Consider the following 26,918-nt stretch of genomic DNA (forward strand, 5'->3'; position numbering starts at 1 on the left):
CGGCGGCACAACTGAATACCTCATCCAGAGGGGCTGAGGGATACGGCCCGACGACGCCCCGGCAACCACCCGCACGCTCGACGACGAGCGACAGCGGGCAGGTGCCAATTCCGTCCCCGCCGCACCCGGCGATGCGGGGAAAGATGAGAGGAAATCCTCGACATGACGTCGACGCTTCCCGCCGACACCGGCATCGACACCACCCTCAGCCCGGCCCGCGCCCTGGTCTGCCGCGCCTGTTCGGCGCGCTACCCGCTGGCCGCCCAGCACGCCTGCTACGAGTGTTTCGGGCCGCTGGAGGTCGACTACGACACCGCCGCGCTGGCCACCGTCACCCGTGAGCAGATCGAGGCCGGCCCGGCCAACATCTGGCGGTACGCCGCACTGCTGCCGGCCGGTCAGGACCCGGCCACCCGGGTCACGCTCGACCCGGGGCTGACCCCGCTCGTCGCCGCCCCGCACCTCGCCGCCGAGCTGGGGCTCAGCGCCCCGCTCTGGGTGAAGGACGACAGCGCGAACCCCACCCACTCGTTCAAGGACCGGGTCGTCTCGGTGGCGCTCACCGCGGCCCGGCAGCTCGGCTTCACCCGGTACGCCTGCGCGTCCACCGGCAACCTCGCCAACTCCGTCGCCGCGCACGCGGCCCGGGCCGGCGTGCCGTCGATCGTCTTCATCCCCGGCGACCTGGAGCAGGGCAAGGTCGTCACCACCGCTGTCTACGGCGGCGACCTGGTCGCCATCGACGGCTCGTACGACGACGTGAACCGGCTCTGCGGCGAGCTGGTGGAGACCGACGAGTTCGAGGACACCGCGTTCGTCAACGTGAACGTCCGGCCCTACTACGCGGAGGGCTCCAAGACGCTCGGCTACGAGGTGGCCGAGCAGCTCGGCTGGCGGATCCCGGCCCAGGTGGTCATCCCGATGGCCAGTGGCGAGCTGCTCACGAAGATCGACAAGGCGTTCTCCGAGCTGGTGGAGATCGGGCTGGTCGAGGCCCCGGCCGGCGGCTGGAAGGTGTTCGGCGCGCAGTCGGCCGGCTGCAACCCGATCGCCACCGCGCTGCACGGCGACACCGACACGATCACGCCGGTCAAGCCGACCGGCATCGCCAAGTCGCTGAACATCGGCGACCCGGCCGCCGGGCTGTACGCGCTGGAGGCGGTGCGGCGCACCGGCGGCTGGATGGACTACGCCGACGACGACGAGATCCGTGACGGCATCCGGCTGCTCGCCCGTACCACCGGGGTGTTCGCCGAGACGGCGGGCGGCGTGACGGTCGCGGTGCTGCGCAAGCTGGTCGAGTCGGGCCGGCTCGACCCGTCCGCCGAGACCGTCGTGTTCAACACCGGCGAGGGCCTCAAGACGCTCGACGCGGTTGCCGCCCAGGTCGGGCCCACCCACCGCATCAAGCCGTCCCTGCGCGCCGCCCGGGACGCCGGCCTCCTGTCCTGACTCCGCAGCCGGCTCCTCGGCCGGGCGGGGGAGGTGGGGCTCGCCCGGGTGGGGGATCGGGTGAGACCGGTGGGTAACCGGTGATGTGCGGTGAGTGCCAGAAAACCACCGTCAAGGACTTGACGGCAGTAACCGGACGGCGCAAGATGCTTCGTGCGGGAGGGCATCCGCCGGAGACTTTTCAAGTTCTTGCGACCCAACGCCGGAGGCGTTGTGCGGACGTCCCTCCCGACCAACGTTCGAAGAGGCCAGCGGAAAACCGCTGGCCTCTTCGCTGTCTCCGGCGCACCCTCGGTGGCATGACGCTGACCGTGGCACCGCTGGATCCCGCCGACCGGCAGACGCTCGACGCGGTGTACCGGATCGCGTGCGCCGCCCAGGCCGCCGACGAGCCGGACCTGCCCGTCCCCTGCCGGCGGCGGTTCGAGGCGCCGCTGTCGTACCCGATGCCCGGCATCGAATCGCGCTGGCTGGTGGCCCGCCTCGACGGGACGCCCGTCGGCTGGCTGCAGCTCTACCTGCACACGATCGACAACACCGAGAACGCCAGCGTCGAACTGACTGTGGACCCGGCGTACCGGCGGCGTGGCATCGGGCGCACGCTGCACGAACACGGCGTCCGGCTGCTCCGGGAGCACGGCGGCAAACGACTGGTCGGCGCCACCGTCGCCGCGCTGCCCGGCGAGGAGGACCAGGGCTTCCCCGGCGCCGCGTTCGCCGCCGCCGTGGGCGCGAAACCGGCGCTGGCCGACGTCCGCCGCCGCCTCGACGTGGCCGGGCTCGACCGCGACCGGCTGGCCGCGCTGCTGGCCGGGGCCCGCGCCGCGGCGACCGGTTACCGGCCGGTGCGGTGGCGCGACCACACCCCCGAGGAGTACGTCGCGGACGTCGCCTACCTGGACGGCCGGCTGCTGCTCGACGCCCCGATGGGCGAGCTGGACTGGGAGCCGGAGCAGGTGGACGCGGCCCGGGTACGCGACGCGGAGCGGGCGCTGGACGCCCGGGGCGTACGCCGCTACAACACCGGCGTGGTGCACGAGGCGACCGGCCGCCTGGTCGGTTGGACCCAGCTCAGCATGGACGCGAGCAGCACCGACCATGCCTGGCAGCAGATCACCCTCGTCGACCCCGACCACCGCGGCCACCGGCTCGGCCTGCTCTGCAAGGCCGGGAACCTGGAGTACGCGCTGGCGCACGAACCGGCGCTGCGGGCCGTCGACACCTGGAACGCGGTGGCGAACCGGCACATGGTCGCGATCAACGACCAGCTCGGGTACCGCCCGGCCGCCGGGTCCGTCGACTGGCAGTTGACGATCTGAGTTGTGACACGCCCCTACTGATCTGGTGCCTGACTGTTGCATGATGGCGGGCATGACGGAGACCCCGCACCCCCTGTACGACAGGCACCGCGAGACCCTCGACCGGGCGCTGACCGCCATCGCGGAGCGCGGGTACTGGTCGGCCTACCCCGAGTCACCCAGCCCTCGGGTGTACGGCGAGACCGCCGCCGCCGACGGCAAGGCCGCCTTCGAGGCGTACCTGGGTGGCGACTTCCCGCTGGACCAGGCCGGTGACGGCACCACCGTGGCGACCGAGGTCAGCCCGTTCGGCGTGGCGCTGGACGTGCGCTACCCGCACGCGAGCGCCGACCAGCTGGTGTCCGCCGCGAGCGCCGCGCTGCCCGCCTGGCGCGACGCCGGCCCGCAGGCCCGGGTGGGCGTCTGCCTGGAGATCCTCGCCCGGCTGCACCGCAACGTGTTCGAGCTGGCGAACGCGGTGCAGTTCACCAGCGGCCAGGCGTTCGTGATGGCGTTCCAGGCCGGTGGCGCGCACGCGCTGGACCGGGCCCTGGAGGCGGTCGCCTACGCGTACGCCGAGATGACCCGCCACCCGGGGACCGCCGGGTGGGAGAAGGCCGCCGGCAAGGGCGACCCGCTGCGGATGACCAAGACGTTCCACGTGGTGCCGCGCGGGGTCGCGCTGGTCATCGGCTGCAACACGTTCCCGACCTGGAACTCGTACCCCGGTCTGTTCGCCTCGCTGGCCACCGGCAACCCGGTGGTGGTGAAGCCGCACCCGCGCGCGGTGCTGCCGCTGGCGGTCACCGTCAAGTACGCCCGCGAGGTGCTCGCCGAGGCCGGGTTCGACCCGAACCTGGTGCAGCTCGCGCCCGAGGCGCCCGGCGAGAAGCTCGCCACGACGCTGGCCCTGGACCCGGCCGTGAAGATCGTCGACTTCACCGGCTCCACCGAGTACGGCGACTGGCTGGAGGCGAACGCCCGGCAGGCGGCCGTCTACACCGAGAAGGCCGGCCTGAACACGGTGGTGATCGACTCCACCGACGACTTCGCCGGGCTCTGCCGCAACCTGGGCTTCACGCTCACGCTCTACAGCGGCCAGATGTGCACCACCTCGCAGAACCTGCTGATCCCGCGCGACGGAATCGAGACCGACCAGGGGCACAAGAGCTTCGACGAGGTGGCCGCCGGGATCGCGGGCGCGGTCGCCAAGCTCACCGCCGACCCGGCCCGGGGCGTCGAGCTGACCGGCGCGATCGTCAACGACGGCGTGCTGGAGCGGCTGGACGAGGTCACCAAGGTCGGCGAGCCGGTGCTGGAGTCGCGCGTCGTCGAGCACCCGTCCTTCCCCGGCGCGGTGGTGCGTACGCCGACTGTGGTGAAGCTGGACGCGGCCGACACCGCCACCTACTCGCGGGAGTGGTTCGGGCCGATCTCGTTCGCCATCGCGACCGACTCGACCGAGCACAGCCTGCGCATCCTGCGCGAGACGGTGGGCGAGAAGGGCGCGCTGACCGCGGGCGTCTACTCCACCGACGAGGCCGTGCTGGACGAGGCCGAGAAGGCGGCCATCGACGCCGGGGTGCACCTGTCCTGCAACCTCACCGGCGGGGTGTTCGTCAACCAGTCGGCGGCGTTCTCCGACTTCCACGGCTCCGGCGCGAACGCGGCGGCCAACTCGGCGCTGACCGACGGCGCGTACGTGGCCAACCGGTTCCGCATCGTCCAGAGCCGCCGCCACTCCTGAAAGGAGGGGCCCCTTCTTAACGCCTCCGGTAGAGGAGGGGCCCCCTTTTAACAACTGCGCCCGGTCGGCCTCACGCGGGGCGGCGCATCTGGAGTTCGTACAGGCCGGTGACGCGGGGGTGCGGCACCCGTACCCCGGTGTCCAGGAAGCCCAGCTTCTGGTAGGCCCGGTAGGCCCGGTCGTTGCCGACCACCACCTCCATCATCAGCTCGGGCCGCCCGCAGGCGCGCGACCAGGCGGCCACCTCGTCGACGAGCGCGGCGAGCAGGCCGCTGCCCCGCCGGGCCGGCGTCACGTAGACGGCGTAGACGAGCGTCAGGCCCGGCTCGTCCGGCGCGGCGGTGCCACCGGCGTGGCCGACCAGCCGGCCGCCCGGATCGGCCACGAACTGGGCGGTGTGGTCGCCCCGGGAGACGCCCGCGATCCGGGCCGCGAACTCCGCGTGCGGCCGGGCGGCGGCCTCGGCGACCGTCTCCAGGAAGGCCAGTGGGGAGTCGGCCAGCATCTCCAGCCGCAGCGCCCGCATCCGGGCGGCGTCGGTCGGCCGGACCCGGCGAACGATGGTCGTGGTGGGCGCGCTGGTCATGCCGCATGCATACCGGACGGGCCGGCGCAGGCGTGTGACCGGGGCCGGGGACCGCTCGGAATATGCCCGATTTGTGGTCGTGCGCCGTCGTCACGCCTCGTGTAGCGTGCGATTTCGGTCACCGTATTCAGTGGTCGTCGCCGATCGATGAGCCGGTGTGCTACCGGTGCCGGTCCGCCGGTTTCCGGGTGTTGGAACGCCGCGCAGAGTGAGGAAGTGCACCGTGGCACAGGGCACCGTGAAGTGGTTCAACGCCGAAAAGGGCTACGGCTTCATCGCCGTCGACGGCGGGCAGGACGTCTTCGTCCACTTCTCCGCGATCGAGATGGACGGTTACAAGGCGCTGGACGACGGCCAGCGGGTCGAGTTCGAGATCGCGCAGGGGCAGAAGGGTCCGCAGGCCGAGCGGGTCCGCGTCATCGCCTGACCTCCGCCTGCCGGGCGGTTCCGCAGCCGGGTCCGCCGATCGGAGGGCTGCGGCGCGAGCGCGCACAGTGGAAGATCGAGAGCCGTTCCAGCCGTAGCCGCTGAGGAGGGCTCATGTCCGATCTGCCTCCGCCGGGTTCCGAACCGGTGCCGCCGACGCCGTCCGGCCCTCCGGCCGACCCGACCGCGCCCCCGCCTGCGGCCACCGATCCGGTCTCAGCGGGGAGCGCCGGGCCGTCGGTGCCCGCTCCCGGCTCGGCGCCCGCCGATCCGTGGGCCGATCAGACCGGTCACGGCCCGACCATTCCGCACCAATCCGGGTACGGCGAGCAGCCCGCCCACCCGAACCCGTCCGACCCGGCCACCCCGCCCGGTGGAGGCGACCCGGCCGGCCGGAACGCGCCCGACTCGAACCCGCCGGGCCAGAGCGCACCGCACGGCACCCCGCCCTCGGGCTGGAGCGCGCCGGGCGGCACCCCGGCTCCGGGCGCGGGCGGCCAGTCCGGCTGGACCGCGCCCGGCGCCACCCCGCCCCCCGGCTACCCCGCGATGCCCGGCTACCCCACGCCGCCGGGCTACCCGACGGGCGCTCCGCAGGCGGGCTGGACCGGGCCCGGGTACCCGGCTTATCCGATGCCCGGCGCCGCCTACCCGATGGCCGCGGGGTACGGGGCGTACGCCGGCTGGCCCTCCGGTATCGACCCGCAGGACCCGCTCGTCAACCCGCCGCACGCGGGCATCGGTCCCTGGTTCGCCCGTTGCTGGGCGGCGCTGCGGCGCGGCTGGCGGGAGCTCCTGCCGATCGTGCTGCTCACCCAGGTCCTCCCGGCGACGGTGATCGGCGTCCTCACGCTCGTCGTCAGCCCCGACGGGCAGATGACGACCACGCCGGACGGCGCGCCGGCGCTGCCGGACGGCTTCTGGGCGCAGACGCTCGGCTTCTACGGCGCGATCCTGTTCGCCGGGCTGATCTTCGGCGCGCTCCAGGCGATGGGGTGGGCGGCGGGCACCTGGGTGATCGCCCGGCAGGCGGCCGGTCAGCCGGCCGGGCTCGGCGACGCCTTCCGGTACGGGCTGAGCCGTGCCCTCGGCCTCTGGGGCTGGACGATCGTGGTGTCGCTGCTGGTCACGCTCGGCGCCTGCTTCTGCCTGCTGCCCGGCCTCTACGTCGCGCTCGCGCTCGCCCTGTTCGGTCCGGTCCACCTCTTCGAGCGGCGGGATCCGGTCGGGCGGTCGTGGCAGATGTTCCACGGCCGGTTCGGCATGGTGCTGGGCCGGGTCGCGCTGGTGGTGGCGGCGCTGGCCGCGGCGACGCTGCTGGACGTCGTGCTGGGCGGGATCAACGTGTCGCTGTTCGGGGTCGAGCCGATGGGTGCCGTGGGTACCGCGATCGGGGCGGTGACGGTCACCGTTCTCAGCGCCCTGGTGGCGACTCCGACCTACCTGGTGCAGCAGGTGGGGCTGGTCGTCACGTACGCCGAGCAGCGGGCCCAGGAGGGCCCGGTGACAGCGGCTCAACTGGCGGCGGAACTCGGCTGAGCGGGGCGGTCGTGCTTGCACTCGGCTAGGGAGAGTGCTAAACAAGTCATTGGCACTCGCATACGGTGAGTGCCAGAAGGTCGGGGCGGTAGGGCCACGGCCGCATCGGTGTCCCAGGTGGCGCCGGAGCGGTACGGGGCCGGTCGTCGCGGGCTGTCCGGCCCGACCGAGGAGACGTCGTCGTCGCCAGGTGGCGACGTCCCCAAGGTGCGTACACCAGACGGCCCATCCGGGCATCCCGGGTGGCCCGTGAGTGTCCAGGAGGACAACGCCGTATGGCCAAGATGATCGCGTTCGACGAAGAGGCGCGCCGCGGCCTCGAGCGGGGCATGAACCAGCTCGCCGACGCCGTGAAGGTGACGCTCGGCCCCAAGGGCCGCAACGTCGTGCTCGAGAAGAAGTGGGGTGCCCCCACCATCACCAACGATGGTGTGAGCATCGCCAAGGAGATCGAGCTCGAGGACCCGTACGAGAAGATCGGCGCCGAGCTGGTCAAGGAGGTCGCGAAGAAGACCGACGACGTCGCCGGTGACGGCACGACGACGGCGACCGTCCTGGCCCAGGCCCTGGTCCGTGAGGGTCTGCGCAACGTGGCCGCCGGCGCCAACCCGATGGCCCTGAAGCGGGGCATCGAGGCCGCCGTGGCCAGCGTCTCGGAGGAGCTGCTCAAGCTCGCCAAGGACGTGGAGACCAAGGAGCAGATCGCCTCCACCGCCTCCATCTCCGCCGCCGACCCCAGCGTCGGCGAGATCATCGCCGAGGCGATGGACAAGGTGGGCAAGGAAGGTGTCATCACCGTCGAGGAGAGCAACACCTTCGGCCTGGAGCTTGAGCTCACCGAGGGCATGCGCTTCGACAAGGGCTACATCTCCGCCTACTTCATGACCGACCCGGAGCGTATGGAGGCCGTCTTCGACGACCCGTACATCCTGATCGTCAACAGCAAGATCTCGTCGGTGAAGGACCTGCTCCCGATCCTGGAGAAGGTCATGCAGTCGGGCAAGCCGCTGCTGATCATCGCCGAGGACCTGGAGGGCGAGGCCCTGGCCACCCTGGTGGTCAACAAGGTCCGTGGCACCTTCAAGTCGGTCGCCGTCAAGGCGCCGGGCTTCGGTGACCGCCGCAAGGCCATGCTGACCGACATCGCCATCCTCACCGGTGGTCAGGTCATCAGCGAGGAGGTCGGCCTCAAGCTGGACGCGACCGGCCTCGAGATGCTGGGCCGCGCCCGCAAGGTCGTGGTGACCAAGGACGAGACCACCATCGTCGACGGTGCCGGCGACGCCGAGCAGATCCAGGGCCGGGTGAACCAGATCCGGGCCGAGATCGACAAGAGCGACTCCGACTACGACCGGGAGAAGCTGCAGGAGCGTCTGGCCAAGCTGGCCGGCGGTGTTGCGGTGATCAAGGTCGGCGCGGCCACCGAGGTCGAGCTGAAGGAGCGCAAGCACCGCATCGAGGACGCCGTCCGCAACGCGAAGGCCGCCGTCGAGGAGGGCATCGTCCCGGGTGGTGGCGTCGCGCTGGTGCAGGCCGGCAAGACCGCCTTCGACAAGCTGGACCTCGCCGGTGACGAGGCGACCGGCGCGCAGATCGTCAAGGTCGCGCTGGACGCCCCGCTGCGGCAGATCGCCGTCAACGCCGGCATGGAGGGCGGCGTCGTCGTCGAGCGGGTTCGCAACCTCGACCCGGGTCACGGCCTCAACGCCGCGACCGGCGAGTACGTGGACCTGCTGGCCGCGGGCATCATCGACCCGGCCAAGGTGACGCGTTCCGCGCTGCAGAACGCCGCGTCGATCGCCGCGCTGTTCCTCACCACCGAGGCCGTCGTGGCGGACAAGCCGGAGAAGACCCCGGCCGCCCCGGCCGGTCCGGGTGGCGGGGAGATGGACTTCTGAGTCCAGCTCCATCCAGTACGCCGAGGGGGGCGGGCCGCGTCAGCGGTCCGCCCCCTTTCCGTGTGCGTGTCAGGTGGGCAGCGGGCGCTGGTTGCGCCGCTTGTGCGTCCGGTCGTACGGCGGCAGCCGCCGCGGCTCGTCCACCGGCTGCCGTGGCTCCTCCACCGGTGGCCGGTCCGCGCCGGTCAGCTCGGCGAGCTGCTCGGCGTCGCCGATGTCGAGCCGGTCGAACGGGAGCTGGCCGGGAAGCTCGTCGGCCGGTTCCTCGGCCCGTTCGTCATTCGTGGTCATGCGCCGCCTCCTCTGCCCCGACCGTAGAGCCCGGTCGATGACGAAGGAGGCCGAATGGCGCTATTGGCGTCTATGCCCCTTTGACGGCTTTCCGATAGAGAAAGAACACCCGCTCGATCCGGGCCGCCGCCGCGTTCGAGTAGAACGGCACCGGCCCCACCCAGCCGATCTGCGCCGCGGTGATCCCGGCCGCCGCCTGGTCACGCAGGCAGCGCCGCAACAGCACACCGCCGATCCCGGAGCCCTCCGCCGCCGGCGCGGTGCCCATCGGACCGAACCAGCTCGGCCGGGCCGACCCGTACGCGGCGAAACCGAGGATCTCGCCGTCCCGCTCGGCGAGGTGCGCGCCCGCCTCCGGCCGACCGACCGAACCGGCCAGCTCACCGTCCCAGGCGCCGCCGAACGTGGACCTGGCGAACGCGGTGAGCGCCGGCAGGTCGTCCGGGGTGGCCCGGCGTACCGTCACGCCCCGCCCGGCCAGCCGCTGCTCGGCGGCCCCGGTGGGGCGCAGCGCCGCCGATCCCTCGGACAGGTCGGCGGTCATGTTCCAGGCGGTACGGTCCTGCCGGTAGCCGAGCCGCTGGGCGGCGCAGATCGCCGGGGTGTAGCGCACGTCGATGCCGGGCCAGGCGTAGTGCGGCGGGTTGCCGGCGAGCAGCACCTCGGCCGCGCCGAGCGCGCCGAGCCGGCTCTCCGCCTCGGCCAGCAACGCCCCGCCGATGCCCTGGCGGCGCTCCCGCGGGGCCACCGCGATCAGGTCGACGTGGCCGAGCCGCGGATCGGCTGCCGACAGCGACCCGACGAGCACCCCGATCAGCGCGCCGTCGCGTACCGCGCCGAGTCGCAGCACGGCACGGCCGGCCTCGGCGCGCTCCGCCACGGTGACCACCACAGCGGACGCCTCGACCGCGTCCTCCGGCAGGTCGAGCGACTCGCGGCACAGCTCGACCATCTCGGGCAGCCGGTCCCGGCCCAGCTCGATGATCTCCACGTCCATGGACGCCGACAGTAGGGCATCGGCAGGCCAATGGACAGGGTTGTTAACCGGTGGTGGCGGACCGGGCCGCGCGCACCGCCGCGTACGCGTCGACCAGCCCCGCGCCGGAGACGTCCTGCGGTCCGCCGCAGGCCTCGGCGGGCGACGTGACCGGCTGCGCGGTGTCGCGCAGGATGGCCCGGGTCCGTTCCAGGTCACCGACCAGCGCCGGGTTCGCCGACCACATCAGCGCCACCACGCCCGCCACCTGCGGCGTGGCCATCGAGGTGCCGTCCAGAGTGGCGTACCCGCCGCCGGGCATCGCGGAGAGCACAGCCGCGCCCGGAGCGACCAGGTCCGGCTTGGCCACGCCGTCCGGCGCCGGGCCCCGGCTGGAGAACTCGGTGACGCGGCGCTGCCGGTCCACCGCGCCGACGGTCAGCACGTCCGGGTACGGCGCGGGCGGGTCCGCGATCGACCCGCAGGACGGGCCGGTGTTGCCGGCGGCGGCCACCACCAGGATGCCGGCCGCGGTCAGCGCGGCGGTCGCCGGTCGCAGCGCCCCCGGATCGCAGCCCTCCAGCGGGGGGCAGCCCCACGAGTTGGTGAGCACGTCCGGGGCGCGGGAGGGACGGCCGTCGGTGAGCGGGTTCCCGCCCGCCGGGAACGGCGCCAGCATGAACTGGAGGCAGTCGAGGTAGCGGGCCGGGCTGCCCAGGTTGCGGTCCAGGTTGACGCAGCCGACCCAGCTCGCTCCCGGCGCCACGCCGATACCGTCCCGGCCCACCGCGCTGCCGAGCGTGTGGGTGCCGTGACCACCCCGGTCGGCCGGGGCGCGGCGGTCCTCCCACGGGTCGAACCAGGAGTCGTCGCCGCCCCGGAAGCCACCGGCGAGCGCCGGGTGCCGGCCGTCCACTCCGGAGTCGGAACTGCCCACCACCACGCCGGAGCCGGTGACGCCCAGCTCCGACCAGACCCGGTCCGCCCCGATCAGCGAGATGTTCCAGGCCGGTCCGGTCGGCGCCGGGGCGTCGCCGCGCGCCGTCGGGGCGAGCGCGGGCAGCGGACGCAGCCGCTGGCTGACCAGCACCCGGGCCACCTCGGGCCGGCCGGACAACCAGGCGCGCACCGCCGGCCCGCCGTCCGTCTCGATCGCGTTGACCAGGTAGTACGGCGTCGGGTTCAGCCGCATGTCGGCCAGCGTGCGGCGCAGGTCGCCCTGGGTGCGGTCGGCGGTGGCGACGAGCCGCCGGTAGACCTCCGTCGCCCGCGCGTCCCGCCCGGCCCGCCCCGGCGTCCCGGCCGGCAACCCGGTCAGGTCGGCCTGCTCGCGCAGCACCACGAGCAGCCGCTCGCCGTGCAGGCCCGGCTGGCCGGGGACCACGTACACCACGGCGACGGCGACGAGCAGCGCGGCGGCGGCGAGCGCGGCCGGACCGCGGCGGGGCGCGCGGGCGCGGGACCGGGCGAGCAGCACGCCGTACCCGAGGGCGAGCAGGACCGCGACGGCGAACGCGACGCCGGTGCCCACGGCGACCCAGAACGGCGTGTCGCGGGTGGTGGCGAGCAGAAGGGTGATCTCGTCCGGATCGGTGAACGCCAGCGGCCCCAGCAGCGCCAGCCCGACCAGCCAGCGCACCGGCGCGGGCCCGGCCGGCCGGCCCGCGTGCCGGGCCGCCGCCTCCAGCGCGGCCAGCACGAAACCGAGCGGCGGCAGCAGGAACAGCGCCGGCAGCTGCACGCCGGACTGCCCGGCGGCGGCCGCGAGCGGCGTCAGCGCGACACCCGCGACCAGGCCGCCGACCAGCACCAACCGGGCCGGACCGGGCCCGAACGCGACCCAGAACCGGGCGCCGAGCAGCGCCCCGGCGAGCGCGCCGAGCGCGGCGGCGGCCAGCCCGGCGAGCACCGTCTCCAGCGCCCCGCCCAGCGCGCCCACCCAGGCCCAGGGCAGCAGCGACGCCAGCCCGGCCGCGATCGCCAGCAACGACACCGTCCCGAAGCGGCCCTCCGGGACCGCGTCCACGACGACGGGCGGGCGCACGCGGGCGAGCCGGGCGGCGACGAACGCGAGCACCGCGACGGTCACCGCCAGCGCGGCCAGGTACGCCTCGTGGTGCACCGGCGGCACCGTCCGCAGCAGCGTCGCCGCGCCGAGCGCGACCACGGCGGCGGTCCAGGCACGGCCGGTCACCCGCAGCGCGGGGGAGCGGGGCGCCAGCGCGAGCGCCAGCGACGGCGCGCCGGCCAGCAGCACGGTGGCCACCGCCACCACCGGCCACACCGCTACCGCCCGGTCCAGGCCCATGACCAGCAGGACCTGCTCGACGAGCCAGCCGCCGACCTGACCCGGAACGGTCACCAGCACGACCCAGAACCCGGTGAGCACCGCCGCGACGACCGGCCACGGCCCGGTCTCGCGCGGTGGCGGCGGCGGTACGGGCACGAACGGCGGGCCGGTCAGCATGGTCATCACCGTACGGGCGGCGCATGCCATCGCGCGCCCGGGACGGTTACCGTGGACGGGTGCGCGACCCCAATGTGTCCCGATCCGTGGCCGGCCAGCTCTCCGCCGAGCGCCGCGCCGACGACCTGCGCCGGCTCCGCGCCGAGCGGTTCGACGTCCTGGTCATCGGCGGCGGGGTGACCGGGGCGGGCGCCGCGCTCGACGCCGCGTCCCGCGGCCTGAAGGTCGCCCTGGTGGAGGCGCGCGACTACGCCGCCGGCACCTCCAGCCGGTCCAGCAAACTCATCCACGGCGGCCTGCGCTACCTGGAGCAGCTGGAGTTCCACCTGGTCCACGAGGCGCTGACCGAACGCGGACTGCTCGCCACCCGGCTCGCCCCGCACCTGGTCCGCCCGGTGCCGATCCTGGTGCCGCTCCCCGCCGAGGGCGGCGCGCGGGACCTGCCCCGGCGGTTCTTCCGCCGCTCCTACTACGGCCTCGGCGTGGCCGCGTACGACGCGTTCGCCGGGGTGTTCGGCGGCGGGCGGGGGATGCCGCTGCACCGGCACCTGAGTCGCGAGGGCACGCGCCGGGTCTTCCCGAGCCTGCGTCCGGACAAGCTGGCCGGCGCGATCCGCTACTACGACGGTCAGGTCGACGACGCCCGCCTCGTGGTGACGCTGGCCCGCACCGCGGCGAGCCTCGGCGCGACAGTGGTGACCAGCGCCCGCGCGGTCGGCCTGACCCGCCAGGCCCGCGAGGTCACCGGCGTGCGGGTCCGCGACCTGGAGGCGCCGGCCGGCTCGCCGGACGCCGAGTTCGAGGTACGCGCCCGCACCGTGATCGCCGCCACCGGCGTGTGGAGCGACGACATGTCGCGGATGCTCAACGACGTCGGGCTCCGCCCCAAGCTGCGGGTCCGGGCCTCCAAGGGGGTGCACCTGGTGGTGCCCCGGTCGGCGATCGTCGGCGAGACCGGCCTGATCCTGCGTACCGCCACGAGCGTGCTCTTCGTGATCCCCTGGGGCGGGCACTGGATCATCGGCACCACCGACACGGACTGGCAGCTCGACCGGTCCCACCCGGCCGCGACCGCCAGCGACATCGAATACCTGCTGTCGCAGGTGAACGCGGTGCTGGACCGGCCGCTGACCACCGCCGACATCGAGGGCGTCTACGCCGGGCTGCGCCCGCTGCTGGCCGGTGAGGCGGACTCCACCTCCAAGCTCTCCCGCGAGCACGCCGTGGTGGAGCCGATGCTCGGCCTGCTGCTGGTGGCCGGCGGCAAGTACACCACCTACCGGGTGATGGCCTCGGACGTGGTCGACCGCGCGATGCACCGGCTCGGCCGGGTCCGCCCCTCGCGTACCGCCGACCTGCCGCTGCTCGGCGCGGACGGGTACGCGGCCCTGTGGCGGGACCGGGCCGACCTGGCCCGCCGGCACGGGGTCGCGGTCGGTGTTGTCGAGCACCTGCTGGAGCGCTACGGCAACCTCACCCTGGACCTGCTCGCCCTGGTCGACGCCGATCCGCTGCTCGGGTCGCCGCTGGCCGGCGCGCCGGAATACCTCGCCGCCGAGGTGACGTACGCCGCCCGCGCCGAGGGCGCGCTGCACCTGGAGGACGTGCTCACCCGGCGTACCCGGATCTCGATCGAGACCAGCCACCGCGGCCTGGAGTCGGCGGAGCACGCCGCGGAGCTGATGGGCGCGGTGCTCGGCTGGGACGAGGCGACCCGGGACCGGGAGGTGGCCCACTACCGGGCGCGGGTGCTGGCCGAGCGGGAGTCGCAGCTCATGACGGACGACATCGCGGCCGACGCGGCCCGCCTCGGGGCGCCCGATGTGCGTGGATTCGCAGCAGACCGAGGGACCGACGGCCCGGGCGTTGAACTTCCGGCCTCCCCCAGGTAGGGGATCCCCACCCCGGTCCACTCGGACGGTAGTGCGCGCTACCTACGGAAGTGTAGGTTTCCCCGCGTGGTTCGCCCATCATGGTCGTCGCGCGTCCCCGCTCTGTCCGCTGCCGTCCTGCTGGCGACCGCTCTGACCGGCTGCGCCTTCGGCCGGGCCGAAGGCGCCACCGCGCCCGGAGCGGCCGGAACGGCCAGCCCGACCCCGGCCGGCAAGCGCGTTTCCCTGGTGCAGAAGCTCGGCGACGAGGGCCCGGTCCGCAACCTGGAGGTGGACCCGTCGGGCCGCTGGCAGTGCCGCGACTGCGCCGGTGACGGCGTGGACGCCACCGGCACGCTGAGCCCGGAGCAGAACCGGCGGCTCCAGCGGATGCTCGCGGATCCGGCGATCGCGAAGGAGACCGACCACGCCCGCAACTACAAGCAGGGCTGCATCGGGGTGCTGACGTCGACGCTGCTCGTGCCGCCGGACCTGACCGTCACCATCCAGGACTGCCCGGGCGAGCCGAAGCCGAAGGTGGCCTACGACGTGCTGCTGCTCGTCACCCAGGCCACGCCGGCCGAGGACAAGGGCTGAGTCAGATCACCTTGCCGGGGTTGAGCAACCCCGCCGGGTCCAGCGCCGCCTTGATCGCCTGATGCACCCGTACGCCCACCGGGCCGATCTCCCGGGCCAGCCAGTCCCGCTTGAGCAGCCCCACGCCGTGTTCCCCGGTGCAGGTGCCGCCCAGCTCCAGCCCGAGCGCCATGATCTCGTCGAAGGCGCGCCGCCCCCGGGCCAGGGCGGCCGGGTCGGCCCGGTCGACCACGATGTTCGGGTGCATGTTGCCGTCGCCCGCGTGACCGACCACCCCGATCGGCACCTGGCACGCCTCGGCGATCCGGGCCACCCCGTCCAGCAGTTCCGCCAGCCGGCCGCGCGGCACCGCCACGTCGTCGATGACCAGGCCCCCGTTGCCGCCGGGGTAGGTCTGCGCCGCGAACCGCTCCATCGCCGGGTGGGCCAGCCGCCGGGCCTGGAGCAGCGCCGCCGCCTCGGTCGCGTCACTGGCCGCGTAGACCTCGTCGGCGCCCGCGGCGGTGCACACCTCCGCGAGTCGGGCCAGGTCGTCGGCGGCCCGGGTGCCGGTGTCCACCGCGGCCAGCAGCAGCGCCTCGGCGTCGGTGCGCAGACCCATCGGCCGGTACGCCTCGATCGCCCGCAGATGCGTGCGGTCCAGCAGTTCCAGCAGGCTCGGCGTGAGCCCCCGCTCGGCGATCCCGGCGACCGCGCCACCGGCGGTGGCCACCGTGGGGAAGACCGCGACCAGGGTCAGTGACTCCTCCGGGGCCGGTCGCAACGCCACAGTCACCTCGGTGATCACGCCGAGCGTGCCCTCCGAGCCGACGAAGAGCCGGGTCAGGTCGTACCCGGCGACGCCCTTCGCGGTACGCCGCCCGGTGCGCAGCACCTCACCGGAGGCGAGCACCACCTCCAGGCCCAGCACGTACTCGCCGGTCACGCCGTACTTCACGCAGCACATGCCACCGGCGTTCGTGGCCACGTTGCCGCCGACAGTGGACGACTCCCAGGAGCCGGGGTCCGGCGGGTACCACAGGCCGTGCTCCCGCACCGCGCGGGCGAGCGCCGCGTTGACCACGCCGGGCTGCACCACGGCGATCCGGCCGACCGGGTCGATCTCCCGGACCCGGTCCATCGCCACGGTGCTCACCACCACCGCGCCGTCCACCGCGTTCGCCGCGCCGGCCAGCCCGGTCCGCGCCCCCTGCGGCACCACGGGTACGCCGTGCCGCCCGGCCGCCCGGACCACCGCCACCACGTCCTCGGTGTCCCCGGGCCGGACCACCACCAGCGGGATGCCCGAGTCGCACAGGTCGGCCTCGTCGCGCGCGTGCCCGGCCAGCAGGTCGGGATCGGTCAGCACGGCGGCGTCGCCGAGCGCGGCCCGCAGGTCGTCGAGGAGGGGATGGGCGGCCATGCCGGGAAGGCTACCGGCGTACCGTCTGTGGCCGTGCTCTACCTGGACCCGCCCACCGTGCCCTGGCGCGGCCGGCTCTGGTCGCACCTGATCAGCGACGTCTCGTACGCCGAGCTGCACGTGTTCGCCGAGATGCTCGGCGCGCCCCGGCGCGGCTTCGACCGCGACCACTACGACCTGCCCGCCGAGCGGTTCCGGGCGGCGGTCTGGCTCGGCGCCACTGTCGTGCCCTCGCGGGAGATCGTCCGGCTGCTGCGCGACACCGGCCTGCGCCGGCCGAAGCACGTCGTCCGCGCCTCAGGAGAGGCCGGTCAGCTCCCGGGACAGGTTGGCCCGGGCCCGGGACTCCCAGCGGGCGTGCGGCTCGGGTAGCCGGTACAGCGCCGGCAGGGCGAGCAGGTGCCGCAGCACCGCGGCCCGGCCGGCACGGAAGTCCGGGTCGGGCACGTGCGCGTACTCGGCGCGGATCGCGGCGGCGTAGCTGTCGTAGCGCTCCGGCGGGGCCGCCAGCACCGCCAGGTCGGCGTCGCAGAGCAGCGCGCCGTCCGGGTCGTCCGGCCCGACCGCGTGACCGGCCGTGAGCAGCACCAGGCGGCGTACCCCGGTCACCGTCGCGGCCGGGAGCCCGGCGGCGGCCAGCAGCTCGCCGCCGAGGTCGGCGCTGGCCCGCTCGTTGGCGTCGCCCGCCGCGCGCGGGTCGTAGACCGCGTCGTGGCACCACGCCGCCAGCCGGACCAGGTCCGGGTGGCGGGCCAGCCCGGCGTACGCGTCGACGACGTCGAGCACCGCCCGCAGGTGCGCCTCGTCGTGGTAGCGCCGGTGCGGCTCCCGCCAGCCCGCCAGCAGCCGGGCGCCGGCCCGGTCGACTGCCGCCGGATCGGTCGCGCCCGCCGCCCGCGCCGTGTCCCGCCACCGTGCCGTCAGGTCGTCCACCGGGTGCAGTCTGCCCCACTCCGGCCCGGGCAGAGGGATTCAGCCGGGGCGGTACGGGTAGTACCGGCCATGGGCCGGGACGAACGTCTGCAGTTCTTGCGTCGTGGAAAGCTGCGTGACGGTCGGGTCGACCGCGACGGGCAGCGGATCGCCTCCGCGATGGAGGAGCTGCGGCACCGGAGCAAGGCGACGCTGCACGACCGGCTGCACCGGGTCCGGACCGCCTTCGGCCTGGCGGTGCAGGCGGGGCTCGCCGCCGGCCTCGCGTACCTGATCTCGCACCGGCTGCTGAAGAACCCCCAGCCGGTCTTCGCCCCGATCTCCGCGGTGGGCACACTCGCCGCCTCGGTGGGGCAACGGTTCCGCCGCACGATCGAGCTGATCGCCGGCGTGGCCGTCGGCGTGCTCGTCGGCGACGCGCTCATCTACGTCGTCGGCACCGGCGCCTGGCAGCTCGCGCTCGTGGTGACCTCGGCGATCCTGCTGAGCATCTTCGCCGGTGCGAGCGTGGCGATCGTGATCCAGGCGGCGGCCACCGCGGTGCTGATCGTGACGCTCAGCCCGTCCACCGAGAACCTGGAGTTCCCCCGCTTCGTCGACGCGCTCCTCGGCGGCGGCATCGCGCTGCTCGTCACCGCCATCCTGCTGCCGCTCAACCCGCTGCGGGTGATCAACCGAGCCGCCCGGCCGGCGCTGGACCTGCTCTCCGACCAGCTCGACGCCGGTGCCGACGCGCTGCGCAGTCGCGACCGGGACGCGGCCCAGCGGGCGCTGCTGCGGCTGCGCGAGAACAAGGAGGAACTGGCTGCGCTCTCCGAGGCGATCGAGGGCGCCAAGGAGACGAGCACACTCTCCCCGGCCCGCTGGCACCGGCGCGGCGAGCTGACGCACTACGCCGAGGCGGCCGACCCGATCGACCGGGCCATGCGCAACAGCGGCACGCTGATCCGCCGCGCGGTCACCATGATCGAGGACGAGGAGCCCATCCCCGAGCCGATGCCGGACGCGGTCGGACACCTGGCCGAGTCGGTACGCCTGCTCCGTCAGGAGTTCGCCGCCGGGCAGGAGCCGGAGGAGGCCCGCGAACGGTCGCTGCGCGCGGTGAGCGAGGCCGGCCGGGCGTACGCGGAGGGGGTGGGCTTCTCCGGCAGCGTGGTGATCGCCCAGGTGCGGACCACCGCGAGTGACCTGTTGGTGGCCTCCGGGATCGAGCAGGAGGAGGCGAACCGGCTGGTCCGGCAGGCGTTCGGCGAGAAGGAGCACCGCACCGGCGGCCCCACCGACCGCAACCCCGCCGCCCACCCCCCGACGGCCCCCCCAATCGGCTGACCCCGCCCCGCCCCGCCGCTCACCCGTCCCGCCCCCGCCGCGTTGATCAAGGAGTTAACGTCCCCCGCAGAGATCAACTCGGACACAAACTCCTTGATCGCCGCCAGGGGAGCGGGTTGATCATGAAGTTAGCTGTCGGGAGAGCGCTTTCCGCGACCGCTAACTTCATGATCGTCCGGTGGAAGGGGCGGGGTCAGGGGAGGTGGGTCAGGGCTGTTACGAGGGCGTCCACGTGTGCGTCGGTGGTGCCCAGGCCCAGGCTGGCGCGCAGGGCGGTCGGCGGCAGGTCGGTCCGGCCGGTACGGGCGGCGGCCTCGGCCAGCAGGCGACGGGTCAGCGGGTGGGCGCAGAACAGGCCGTCCCGTACCCCGATCCGGTGCCGGCTCGCCAGGTGCGCGGCCACCTCGGCCGAGTCCCGGCCGGCGACCACGAAGCTGACGATGCCCACCCGGGGCGCGTCCGGGCCGAACGTGCGCAACTCGACCACGTCGGGCAGCGTGGCCAGGCCGCGGCGCAGCCGGGTCAGCAGCGCCTGTTCCCGTACGTGCAGCGCCTGCCGGTCGGCCTCGTCGAGCGCCTTGCAGACCGCGGCCAGCGCCACCGCGCCGAGCAGGTTCGGGGTGCCGGCCTCGTGCCGGGCCGGGCCAGTCGTCCAGCGCACCTCGTGGGTGGCGGCGCCGACGTGGCTGGTGGCGCCGCCTCCGGCCAGGTACGGCGGGGCCGCGTCCAGCCAGTCGGCCCGCCCGGCGAGCACGCCCGCGCCGAACGGGGCGTACAGCTTGTGGCCGGACAGCGCCACGTAGTCCACGTCCAGCGCGGCCAGGTCCACCGGGGCGTGCGGGGCGAGTTGCGCGGCGTCGACAAGGATGCGGGCGCCGTGCCGGTGGGCGACGCGGGCCAGCTCGGCGACCGGCCAGCACTCGCCGGTGACGTTGCCGGCGCCGGTGACCGCGACCAGCACGGGCAGGCCGGGGCGGGCGTCGCGGGCCAGCTCGCCGAGCGCCGCCGCGAGGGACCGGATCGCGCCGGCCGGGCTGTCCGGCACCGGCAGCCGTACCGAGCCGCGCGGCCAGGGCAGCAGGTTGGCGTGGTGCTCGCCGCCGAACGTGATCACCGTGGTGCCCGCTGGCAGCGCCCGGGCCAGCAGGTTCAGCGCGTCGGTGGTGTTCCGCGTGAAGATCACGTGGTCGTCGGGGCGGGCGCCGAGGAAGTCGCCGACGGTCTGCCGGGCCCGCTCGTAGGCGAGCGTGCAGCGCCGGGACAGCGCGCCCGCGCCGCGATGCACGCTTGCGTACCACGGAAGAAGCCCGGCCACCGCGTCGGCCGCGGCCCGCGCGCACGGCGCGCTGGCGGCGTGGTCCAGGTTGATCTCCCCCGGTACGCCGAGCACGCCGAGCGGGTCGGGCCGGACCGGCGCGGGCAGCACTGGCGACGGGGGTACGAGAGTGATGGTCATGCCGGAGCCTCCCGGGTCACAGGGGGACCCCGGGTGGTGCCGGGACGGGGTCCGCGCTTGCCCAGCACGCGGAGCGGCGCTGGGCCCGGTCATCACCCGGGGCACCCCACCGCGAACCTCGACGAGGGTTGCCGGCCAGCAAGCCGGGGCTTGACGCTGGCGCTCGTGACCTGTCCGGGAGCATAGCCGCAGCGATGAACCCGGACCAGTGGGTCGTGGGTGACTACGCTGACCGCATGGCCGACACCCCGCCCGGCGGAGCACTGCCGCCGCCGCCCGCGCCCGCCGCCCCGCCGCCGGGGGCGCCGACGCCCCGGATGCCGCTGCGCCGGCTCGGCTGGCGGCGTTTCCTCGCCCTGGCCGGTGTGGTGCTGCTGATCGCGGCCGGCGCGTTGTTCATGGTCTTCACGCTGGGCGAGAGCCTCGGCGCCGAGGCGCTGCTGGTGGGGTTGATCGCGGCGATCCTGCCGGTGCCGGTGCTGGTCTACTGCTTCCTGTGGCTCGACCGCTACGAGCCGGAGCCGCTGCTGTATCTGATCTTCTGCTTCGCGTGGGGCGCCTTCGTCTCCACCGCGATCTCGCTGCTGGTCAACGAGACCGGCGCGCGGCTGTTCGACGACTGGGGGCTGCCGGCCGCGCTGACCGCGGTGCTCGTCGCCCCGTTCATCGAGGAGCTGACCAAGGCGGCCGGCCCGCTCCTGGTGCTGATCTTCCGGCGCCGGGAGTTCTCCGGGATCACCGACGGCCTGGTCTACTGCGGGCTCTCCGCGGTCGGCTTCGCCATGGTCGAGAACATCCTCTACCTGGGCGGGTACGGCTACCGCACCGGCGTGGAGCAGTACGGCCCGGCCACCGGCGCGCAGCAGGTGATCGCGATCTTCATCGTCCGGATCCTGCTGTTCGGCTTCGCCCACCCGCTGTTCACCTCGATGACCGGCGTCGGGCTGGGCGTCGCGGCGCGTACCGCCGACCGGCGGGTGCGGGTGCTCGCCCCGCTCGCCGGCCTGCTGCTGGCGATGATCCTGCACGGCACCTGGAACCTGCTGCCCTCGCTGGCACAGGCCACCGGGCAGACGGTGATCGTGCTCTACGGGTACATCGGCGTGATGGTGCCGATCTTCTTCGCCATGGTGGGGCTGGCGATCTGGCTGCGCGCCTGGGAGGGCCGGCTCACCGAGCGCACGCTGCCGGACTACGTCCGGGCGGGCTGGCTCACCCCGCCGGAGGTGGCCGCGCTGGGCAGCCTGGGCCGCCGGCACGCGGCGCGTACCTGGGCCCGGCGGGTCGCCGGTGACGGCGGGCTGAAGGCGATGCGCGGCTACCAGTTCGCGGCGACGCGGCTCGCGCTGCTGCGCGACGGCATGCGCCGGGGACTGGACCGCAAGCCCGCCGAGCGGGAACGGACAGCGAGGGAGGAACGGGAACTGCTGGACGCGATCTCCGCGTACCGGTCGTTCTTCGTCGGTCGTGACCCGCAGGCGCCGGTCGGGGTCTGGGACGGGCAGCGCTACCACCTGCGGTTCCCGGACGGTTCGCAGCGCCCGGTGGAGGCGCCGGACGATCCGGTGGTGCCGATCCCGGTGGTGCTCACCGCGCCGCCCGCGTTCCCGCCGGCCGGCTACGGTCCGGCCGGTCACGGCCCGGGCGGCTACGGCCCGGGCGGTCCCGGCCCGGCCGGCTGGCACGGTCCGGGCGCCGGCCACGGTCCGGGCCCTGGCCACGGTCCGGGCGGCTGGCACGACCCGGGCGCGCCCTGGCACCCCGGGCGCTGAACGTCAGCTCATCAGGCCGGTCAGGAAGTCGCCGAGCCCCTGGGCGATGGCCATGAGCGCTGCCCCGATCCCCTTGAACACCTGCGCGGCCCCGTCCGGACGGAACGCCATGAAGTAGATCAGGAACGCGAGGAATCCCCAGGCGAGGATCTTCTTGATCACTACCGGCATGGTGTCCCTCCCCAGGGCGCTCAGGTGCCTGGGCTTCCCGCCGGGCAGCGCCGCAAACGGCGCCGGTGAAGAGCTAGAGGTAAAGACCGGTGGAGCCGGCAGCGGTGGTCTCCACGCGCTCGGCAGCCACGGCGTGCACGTCGCGCTCGCGCAGGAGCACGTACGCCCGCCCGTGCAGCTCGACCTCGGAACGGTCGTCCGGGTCGAAGAGCACCCGGTCGCCGGACACGATCGAGCGGACGTGCGGCCCGACGCCGACCGCTGTGGCCCAGGCCAGCCGCTTGCCCACGGCGGCGGTCGCGGGGATCACGATGCCGGCGGTGGAGCGGCGTTCGCCCTCGGCGCCCTCGGTGCGTACCAGCACGCGGTCGTGCAGCAGGCGGATCGGCAGCCCGGCGTCGAGACTCTGGTCGGCGGTCACGCGAAGACGCTACCGCGTGCCCGCCGGTCGATCCCGCCGTGGTTGGCGGGAGCGCCGGGCGGGCAATGTGTGGCCGAGTCGCCCTAGGGTGGGGCGAGCAGACGTATCCTGTGCCCCCCTGCGCCATGGTGGGGCCAACTTTGCCGGAGGTGCGCTTGAGCCGCTTCGAGCGGATGCGCGGACGGCTCCGCCGCGCGTACGAGTCGGGCCGGGAGACCGCCCGGACCCGCCGGACCGACCCGGAAGCGGCGCCGGGGGAGGCAGGTGTGGCCTCGCCCGCCTCACCGGGACCGTCGGCGTCGCCGGAGGCGGCAGTGGTGGGCGTCGAGCCGCCGGCCGCGATGCACTCCTCGACCGTGAGCCGGGACGACACCGAGGTGCCGCACGCGCTGCGCATCGCCGCCGCGTGGTGCTGGCGGCTGATCGTGATCGGCATCGTCACCTGGGCCCTGCTCAAGATCGTCGGGACGATCAGCATCGTGATCATCCCGCTGACCGTGGCGCTGCTGCTCTCCGCGCTGCTCGCCCCGGCGGTCGGCTGGCTGCTCCGGGCCCGCCTGCCCCGCTCGCTGGCTACCGCCGTGGTGCTCGTCGGCGGCCTGGCCGCGGTGGTCGGCACGCTGACGCTCGTGGTGAACGAGTTCATCAAGGGCGTGCCGAAGCTCAGCGAGAAGTCCTCCGAGGGCGTCCGGCAGATCCAGGACTGGTTCAAGACCGGGCCGTTGCACCTGTCCGACAGCCAGCTCGACCGCTACATCGACGAGGCGCAGAACTGGATCAACGGCAACACCGAGCGGTTCACCAGTGGCGCGCTCAGCACCGCCGCCACGCTGGCCGAGGTGCTCACCGGCGCCGTGCTCGTGCTCTTCGCCACGTTCTTCTTCCTGCGCGACGGCAACAACATCTGGCGGTTCCTGGTCCGGCTGCTGCCGGTCGCGGCGCGGTGGAAGGTCGACGACGCCGGGCGCGCGTCCTGGGCGACGCTCGGCGCCTACGTGCGGGCCACCGTCCTGGTCGCCTTCATCGACGCGGTCGGCATCGGCATCTTCCTGGTGCTGTTCGACATCCCGTTCGCGTTCCCGCTGGCCGCGCTGGTCTTCCTGGGCGCGTTCATCCCGATCGTCGGCGCGTTCCTGTCCGGCGTGGTGGCCGTGCTGGTGGCGCTCGTCGACAGCGGCCCGGTGACCGCGCTGATCATCCTCGGCGCGGTGGTCGGTGTGCAGCAGGTCGAGGGCCACGTGCTCCAGCCGCTGATCATGGGCCGGGCGGTGGCCATCCATCCGCTCGCCGTGATCATCGGCATCGCCGCCGGTGTGGTGCTCGCCGGCATCGCCGGCGCGCTCGTCGCGGTGCCGCTGATCGCCGTGCTCAACACCGCGGTCCGGCGGCTCGCCGCGCGTACCGTGCCGGACACCCCACCGGACGCGGTGGTGGTCGCCTCCCAGGCGCCCTGACCCGCACGACCCCTTGACGCCCGCGTCGCCCCGCCCGGGGAGGCGCGGGCGTCAGCTCTTGGCGAGCCGTTCCAGCGCGCCCCGGGCCACCTCGGGCCGGGTGGTGTACCAGAACGGCGGCAGTGAGCGGCGCAGGAACGGGCCGTACCCGCGCGCCGTCTCCAGCCGCGAGTCAAGCACCGCCACCACACCCCGGTCGCCGGTGGCCCGGATCAGCCGGCCGACGCCCTGGGCCAGCCGGACCGCCGCGATCGGCACGCTCACCGCCGCGAAACCGGACCCGCCACCGGCGTCCACCGCCGCCGCGCGCGCCGCGGCGAGCGGCTCGTCCGGCCGGGGGAACGGCAACCTGTCGATCACCACGAGCTGGCAGGCGTCACCGGGCACGTCCACCCCCTGCCAGAGCGACATCACCCCGAACAGGCAGCTCTCCCGCACCTCGCGGAACCGGCGTACCAGCAGCGGCAGCGCCTCCTCGCCCTGGAGCAGCACGGGCAGGTCGGTCCGCGCGCGGACCAGCTCCGCCGCCTGCTGCGCGGCTCGTCGCGACGAGAAGAGCCCGAGGGTACGACCACCGAGCGCCTCGACCAGCGCCAGCAGCTCCTCACCGGCCGGGCCGGGCAGCCCGGAGACGCTGGGGCGGGGAAGATGCGCCGCGACGTACAGGATGCCCTGCCGGGCGTAGTCGAACGGTGAGCCGACGTCCAGCGAGCTCCAGCCCGGCCCCTCGGTCGCCGGAACGGTGCCGATCGATGCCCGGCTGCCCTCGGCGGCGGCCACCGGCGGCGTGACCGAGGGGCGGCCCGCCGCGGCGGCGGTGGCGATCGCGGCGGCGGCCGGGGACGGCGGGGCGGGCGGCGGCGCGTCCAGCCCCAGCGCCCGGGCCACCGTGTCGAAGCGACCGCCCAGCGCCAGCGTCGCCGAGGTGGCGACCACCGTGCGCTCGTCGTACAGGTGGGTGGCGAGTGTGCCCGCCACCGACAGCGGCGCCACCACCAGCGCCCGGCGGCTGCCGTTGTCCGGCTTCTCGACCCAGGCCACGTCGTGGTCGGCTTCCTCCAGCAGCCGCTGGGCGGTGGTGGACAGCTCGTCCAGCACCGCCTTGGCCTGCTGCTTGCGTACCGGGTCGGGGTCGTCGGACTTCACGTCGCCGATCGCTTCCAGCGCGGCCCGGGTCGCCGAGTCCAGCAGCGTGCACGCCTCCCGCAGCGCGGGCGGCAGGCCGGCGGTGAGCCGCCCGGCGGGCGCCTCGGCCAGCCCTACCGCCAGCGCGTCGCCGGCCTCGGTGAGCCGCTCGGCCAGGTCCGGACGCAGCAGCGGCCGGGCCCGGCGGGTGGACCTGTCGATCAGCTCCGGCACCAGCTCGGCCTGGGCCGCCGAGGAGACCCGGTCGGCCAGTTCGTGCGCCTCGTCGACCACCAGCAGCTTGTGCGGCGGCACGATGTGCCGACCGGCGAGCATGTCGACGGCGAGCAGGCTGTGGTTCGTCACCACGATGTCGGCCTCGCGGGCGCGGGCCCGGGACGCCTCGGCGAAGCACTCCTGGCCGAACGGGCAGCGGCTCGCTCCCACGCACTCGCGGGCCGGCATGGACACGGTGCGCCACACCTGGTCGTCCACGCCCGGGTCCAGCTCGTCCCGGTCGCCGGTGGGGGTCTCCTCGGCCCAGTCACGCAGCCGCTGCACCTGCTTGCCCAGGCGGCCCGCCTCGCCGAGCCACTTGGTGCCGCCGCTGCCGGGTCGTGGCGTGTCGAAGAGCGTGTCGTCCGGCTCGTCCTCCACCGAGCTGTCCAGCCGGGCAAGGCACAGATAGTGGTGACGCCCCTTCAGCACGGCGAAGGTGGGGCGGCGGCCCAGCACCGGCTCGACCGCGTCGGCCAGCCTCGGCAGGTCGTGCTCGACGAGCTGGGACTGCAACGCCAGCGTGGCGGTGGAAACCACCACCGGGCCGTCCACCGTCAACGCCGGGGCCAGGTACGCCAGGGACTTGCCGGTGCCGGTGCCGGCCTGCACCAGCAGGTGCTCGCCGGAGGCGATGCTGCGCTCGATCGCCTCGGCCATCTGCTGCTGACCCGGCCGGGCCGAGCCGCCCGGAACCGCGCCCACCGCGGCGGTCAACAGCTCGCCGGCGCCGGCGCGGCCACTGCGGCGCTTCTTCGGGACGGCCGGGCCGGTGGCGGTGCGGGACGGGGTCACCGTGCGACCGTACCCGCCGGCACCGACGGGGCTCGTGCCGCTCCGGCGGCGTGGCGGATCGGCGGGTCGCGTCCGGTTACCTCCCGATCGCGTGGCGTGGCCGGAATCGGTTAGGGTGCCAGGCATGCCGAGCGACGTGGTCCGCGTGATCTACCGCAAGTACGACGGCGGCGCGCACCGCGACTACCCGGCCCGTCGGCTCGCCGAGGACGATCTCGGCGTCTGGCTCGGCGTGCCCGCCGGCACCGAATCCGTCTACCACGGCCGCCCCTCGGTCGAGCAGATCCCGTTCGTCCTGCTGGTGCCCCACCACGCCTGGTGGACCGGCATGTTCAACCCGCCGCCGCGCACCAGCGAGGTCTACTGCGACATCGCCACCCCGGCCCGCTGGGAGGGCGAGGAGACCGTCCACCTGATCGACCTCGACCTGGACGTGGTGCGCCGCCGCGAGACCGCTCTGGTCGAGCTGCGCGACGAGGACGAGTTCGCCGAGCACCGGGCCCGCTGGGGCTACCCGGACGACGTGGTCACCGAGGCCGAGGCGGCCGCCCGCTGGCTGCTCGGCGCGCTCGGCGACGGCACCGAGCCGTTCGCCACGTCGTACCGGAAGTGGCTCGCACTGGTGGTCTGAGCCGG

23 protein-coding genes and 2 riboswitches are annotated in these 26,918 nt (G+C 74.2%); of the genes, 13 read left to right on the plus strand and 10 right to left on the minus strand.

Annotated features, from left to right (window positions below; translation table 11 throughout):
* Nucleotides 1-17: 17 nt before the first annotated feature.
* Nucleotides 18-150, plus strand: a riboswitch (SAM riboswitch).
* 12 nt (nucleotides 151-162) lie between these two features.
* The 3 genes from thrC (at nucleotide 163) to paaN (ending at nucleotide 4,497) form a co-directional block, all read left to right on the plus strand.
* The gene (gene thrC / locus ACSDG8_RS19695) at nucleotides 163-1,452 is read left to right on the plus strand and encodes a threonine synthase (RefSeq protein WP_210893996.1); all 1,290 of its coding nucleotides are present in this window, start codon (nucleotides 163-165) and stop codon (nucleotides 1,450-1,452) included.
* A gap of 299 nt (nucleotides 1,453-1,751) precedes the next feature.
* The gene (locus tag ACSDG8_RS19700) at nucleotides 1,752-2,771 is read left to right on the plus strand and encodes a GNAT family N-acetyltransferase (protein ID WP_210893994.1); all 1,020 of its coding nucleotides are present in this window, start codon (nucleotides 1,752-1,754) and stop codon (nucleotides 2,769-2,771) included.
* Nucleotides 2,772-2,823: 52 nt separating this feature from the next.
* Nucleotides 2,824-4,497 (plus strand): phenylacetic acid degradation protein PaaN, encoded by a 1,674-nt coding sequence (gene paaN / locus ACSDG8_RS19705; RefSeq protein ID WP_210893991.1) that lies wholly within the window; start codon nucleotides 2,824-2,826, stop codon nucleotides 4,495-4,497.
* Between the two features lie 70 nt (nucleotides 4,498-4,567).
* On the opposite strand, the gene ACSDG8_RS19710 is transcribed toward paaN, so the two are convergent.
* Entirely contained in the window at nucleotides 4,568-5,083 is a 516-nt protein-coding gene (locus ACSDG8_RS19710; protein WP_210893989.1) for a GNAT family N-acetyltransferase, read from the minus strand.
* A gap of 223 nt (nucleotides 5,084-5,306) precedes the next feature.
* Between ACSDG8_RS19710 and ACSDG8_RS19715 the strand changes: the two genes are divergently transcribed.
* The 3 genes from ACSDG8_RS19715 to groL all read left to right on the plus strand — a co-directional run bounded on the left by ACSDG8_RS19715 (nucleotide 5,307) and on the right by groL (nucleotide 8,946).
* On the plus strand, nucleotides 5,307-5,510 hold the full coding sequence (locus ACSDG8_RS19715) for a cold-shock protein (protein ID WP_013288855.1): 204 nt from the start codon (nucleotides 5,307-5,309) through the stop codon (nucleotides 5,508-5,510).
* 113 nt (nucleotides 5,511-5,623) lie between these two features.
* Complete coding sequence (locus tag ACSDG8_RS19720; RefSeq protein WP_210942566.1) at nucleotides 5,624-7,048, plus strand: hypothetical protein; 1,425 nt, start codon at nucleotides 5,624-5,626, stop codon at nucleotides 7,046-7,048.
* 275 nt (nucleotides 7,049-7,323) lie between these two features.
* Nucleotides 7,324-8,946 carry a chaperonin GroEL gene (groL, locus tag ACSDG8_RS19725; RefSeq protein ID WP_030502773.1) on the plus strand — a complete coding sequence of 541 codons (1,623 nt, stop codon included), beginning with the start codon at nucleotides 7,324-7,326 and terminating at the stop codon, nucleotides 8,944-8,946.
* A 69-nt stretch (nucleotides 8,947-9,015) separates the two neighbouring features.
* Here groL and ACSDG8_RS19730 read toward each other — a convergent pair whose 3' ends face one another.
* The 3 genes from ACSDG8_RS19730 to ACSDG8_RS19740 form a co-directional block, all read right to left on the minus strand.
* Complete coding sequence (locus ACSDG8_RS19730; protein ID WP_073829133.1) at nucleotides 9,016-9,237, minus strand: hypothetical protein; 222 nt, start codon at nucleotides 9,235-9,237, stop codon at nucleotides 9,016-9,018.
* Nucleotides 9,238-9,307: 70 nt separating this feature from the next.
* Nucleotides 9,308-10,234, minus strand: coding sequence for a GNAT family N-acetyltransferase (locus tag ACSDG8_RS19735; RefSeq protein WP_210893985.1), 927 nt, complete (start codon nucleotides 10,232-10,234; stop codon nucleotides 9,308-9,310).
* 43 nt (nucleotides 10,235-10,277) lie between these two features.
* Nucleotides 10,278-12,686 (minus strand): S8 family serine peptidase, encoded by a 2,409-nt coding sequence (locus ACSDG8_RS19740; protein ID WP_210893984.1) that lies wholly within the window; start codon nucleotides 12,684-12,686, stop codon nucleotides 10,278-10,280.
* Between the two features lie 68 nt (nucleotides 12,687-12,754).
* Between ACSDG8_RS19740 and ACSDG8_RS19745 the strand changes: the two genes are divergently transcribed.
* Nucleotides 12,755-14,572 carry a glycerol-3-phosphate dehydrogenase/oxidase gene (locus ACSDG8_RS19745; RefSeq protein WP_210894413.1) on the plus strand — a complete coding sequence of 606 codons (1,818 nt, stop codon included), beginning with the start codon at nucleotides 12,755-12,757 and terminating at the stop codon, nucleotides 14,570-14,572.
* A 66-nt stretch (nucleotides 14,573-14,638) separates the two neighbouring features.
* Nucleotides 14,639-15,148, plus strand: a complete 510-nt coding sequence (locus ACSDG8_RS19750; RefSeq protein WP_210893982.1) for a hypothetical protein — start codon at nucleotides 14,639-14,641, stop codon at nucleotides 15,146-15,148.
* Between the two features lies 1 nt (nucleotide 15,149).
* Here the strand turns inward: ACSDG8_RS19750 and ACSDG8_RS19755 are convergent, their stop codons facing one another.
* Nucleotides 15,150-16,550: an FAD-binding oxidoreductase gene (locus ACSDG8_RS19755; RefSeq protein WP_210893979.1), complete on the minus strand. Its 1,401-nt coding sequence runs from the start codon at nucleotides 16,548-16,550 to the stop codon at nucleotides 15,150-15,152.
* Between the two features lie 33 nt (nucleotides 16,551-16,583).
* On the opposite strand from ACSDG8_RS19755, the gene ACSDG8_RS19760 reads away from it, so the two are divergent.
* On the plus strand, nucleotides 16,584-16,922 hold the full coding sequence (locus tag ACSDG8_RS19760) for a DUF4031 domain-containing protein (protein ID WP_210893977.1): 339 nt from the start codon (nucleotides 16,584-16,586) through the stop codon (nucleotides 16,920-16,922).
* Here the strand turns inward: ACSDG8_RS19760 and ACSDG8_RS19765 are convergent.
* Nucleotides 16,848-17,483, minus strand: a complete 636-nt coding sequence (locus ACSDG8_RS19765; RefSeq protein WP_210893975.1) for an HD domain-containing protein — start codon at nucleotides 17,481-17,483, stop codon at nucleotides 16,848-16,850. The genes ACSDG8_RS19760 and ACSDG8_RS19765 overlap by 75 nt on opposite strands.
* A gap of 69 nt (nucleotides 17,484-17,552) precedes the next feature.
* On the opposite strand from ACSDG8_RS19765, the gene ACSDG8_RS19770 reads away from it, so the two are divergent.
* Nucleotides 17,553-18,812, plus strand: coding sequence for an FUSC family protein (locus ACSDG8_RS19770; RefSeq protein WP_439427145.1), 1,260 nt, complete (start codon nucleotides 17,553-17,555; stop codon nucleotides 18,810-18,812).
* A gap of 193 nt (nucleotides 18,813-19,005) precedes the next feature.
* On the opposite strand, the gene ACSDG8_RS19775 is transcribed toward ACSDG8_RS19770, so the two are convergent.
* Nucleotides 19,006-20,268 carry an aminotransferase class V-fold PLP-dependent enzyme gene (locus tag ACSDG8_RS19775; RefSeq protein WP_210897003.1) on the minus strand — a complete coding sequence of 421 codons (1,263 nt, stop codon included), beginning with the start codon at nucleotides 20,266-20,268 and terminating at the stop codon, nucleotides 19,006-19,008.
* 48 nt (nucleotides 20,269-20,316) lie between these two features.
* Nucleotides 20,317-20,439, minus strand: a riboswitch (SAM riboswitch).
* Nucleotides 20,440-20,462: 23 nt separating this feature from the next.
* Here ACSDG8_RS19775 and ACSDG8_RS19780 point away from each other — a divergent pair.
* The gene (locus ACSDG8_RS19780) at nucleotides 20,463-22,040 is read left to right on the plus strand and encodes a PrsW family intramembrane metalloprotease (RefSeq protein WP_439427146.1); all 1,578 of its coding nucleotides are present in this window, start codon (nucleotides 20,463-20,465) and stop codon (nucleotides 22,038-22,040) included.
* A 3-nt stretch (nucleotides 22,041-22,043) separates the two neighbouring features.
* Here the strand turns inward: ACSDG8_RS19780 and ACSDG8_RS19785 are convergent, their stop codons facing one another.
* Nucleotides 22,044-22,211: a hypothetical protein gene (locus ACSDG8_RS19785; protein WP_167796936.1), complete on the minus strand. Its 168-nt coding sequence runs from the start codon at nucleotides 22,209-22,211 to the stop codon at nucleotides 22,044-22,046.
* A gap of 73 nt (nucleotides 22,212-22,284) precedes the next feature.
* A complete protein-coding gene (locus tag ACSDG8_RS19790; RefSeq protein WP_210896999.1) occupies nucleotides 22,285-22,632 on the minus strand; it encodes a GroES family chaperonin in 348 nt (115 codons plus the stop codon).
* Between the two features lie 155 nt (nucleotides 22,633-22,787).
* Between ACSDG8_RS19790 and ACSDG8_RS19795 the strand changes: the two genes are divergently transcribed.
* The gene (locus ACSDG8_RS19795) at nucleotides 22,788-24,086 is read left to right on the plus strand and encodes an AI-2E family transporter (RefSeq protein WP_374225819.1); all 1,299 of its coding nucleotides are present in this window, start codon (nucleotides 22,788-22,790) and stop codon (nucleotides 24,084-24,086) included.
* Between the two features lie 51 nt (nucleotides 24,087-24,137).
* Here ACSDG8_RS19795 and ACSDG8_RS19800 read toward each other — a convergent pair whose 3' ends face one another.
* Complete coding sequence (locus tag ACSDG8_RS19800) at nucleotides 24,138-26,282, minus strand: ATP-dependent DNA helicase (protein ID WP_210896995.1); 2,145 nt, start codon at nucleotides 26,280-26,282, stop codon at nucleotides 24,138-24,140.
* A gap of 124 nt (nucleotides 26,283-26,406) precedes the next feature.
* Here ACSDG8_RS19800 and ACSDG8_RS19805 point away from each other — a divergent pair, with 124 nt between their 5' ends.
* Nucleotides 26,407-26,913, plus strand: coding sequence for a DUF402 domain-containing protein (locus ACSDG8_RS19805; protein ID WP_210896993.1), 507 nt, complete (start codon nucleotides 26,407-26,409; stop codon nucleotides 26,911-26,913).
* Nucleotides 26,914-26,918: the final 5 nt, after the last annotated feature.

The organism is Micromonospora sp. LA-10 (assembly GCF_051853095.1).
Classification (GTDB): Bacteria; Actinomycetota; Actinomycetes; order Mycobacteriales; family Micromonosporaceae; genus Micromonospora; species Micromonospora echinospora_A.

Coding starts and splice junctions, on each gene's coding strand:
- ACSDG8_RS19710 (WP_210893989.1), bottom strand. CDS start 5,083: ATGACCAGCGCGCCCACCACGACCATCGTTCGCCGGGTCCGGCCGACC.
- ACSDG8_RS19740 (WP_210893984.1), bottom strand. CDS start 12,686: ATGACCATGCTGACCGGCCCGCCGTTCGTGCCCGTACCGCCGCCGCCA.
- ACSDG8_RS19735 (WP_210893985.1), bottom strand. CDS start 10,234: ATGGACGTGGAGATCATCGAGCTGGGCCGGGACCGGCTGCCCGAGATG.
- ACSDG8_RS19730 (WP_073829133.1), bottom strand. CDS start 9,237: ATGACCACGAATGACGAACGGGCCGAGGAACCGGCCGACGAGCTTCCC.
- ACSDG8_RS19775 (WP_210897003.1), bottom strand. CDS start 20,268: ATGACCATCACTCTCGTACCCCCGTCGCCAGTGCTGCCCGCGCCGGTC.
- paaN (WP_210893991.1), top strand. CDS start 2,824: ATGACGGAGACCCCGCACCCCCTGTACGACAGGCACCGCGAGACCCTC.
- ACSDG8_RS19700 (WP_210893994.1), top strand. CDS start 1,752: ATGACGCTGACCGTGGCACCGCTGGATCCCGCCGACCGGCAGACGCTC.
- ACSDG8_RS19755 (WP_210893979.1), bottom strand. CDS start 16,550: ATGGCCGCCCATCCCCTCCTCGACGACCTGCGGGCCGCGCTCGGCGAC.
- ACSDG8_RS19770 (WP_439427145.1), top strand. CDS start 17,553: ATGGGCCGGGACGAACGTCTGCAGTTCTTGCGTCGTGGAAAGCTGCGT.
- ACSDG8_RS19805 (WP_210896993.1), top strand. CDS start 26,407: ATGCCGAGCGACGTGGTCCGCGTGATCTACCGCAAGTACGACGGCGGC.
- ACSDG8_RS19785 (WP_167796936.1), bottom strand. CDS start 22,211: ATGCCGGTAGTGATCAAGAAGATCCTCGCCTGGGGATTCCTCGCGTTC.
- ACSDG8_RS19780 (WP_439427146.1), top strand. CDS start 20,463: ATGAACCCGGACCAGTGGGTCGTGGGTGACTACGCTGACCGCATGGCC.
- groL (WP_030502773.1), top strand. CDS start 7,324: ATGGCCAAGATGATCGCGTTCGACGAAGAGGCGCGCCGCGGCCTCGAG.
- thrC (WP_210893996.1), top strand. CDS start 163: ATGACGTCGACGCTTCCCGCCGACACCGGCATCGACACCACCCTCAGC.
- ACSDG8_RS19720 (WP_210942566.1), top strand. CDS start 5,624: ATGTCCGATCTGCCTCCGCCGGGTTCCGAACCGGTGCCGCCGACGCCG.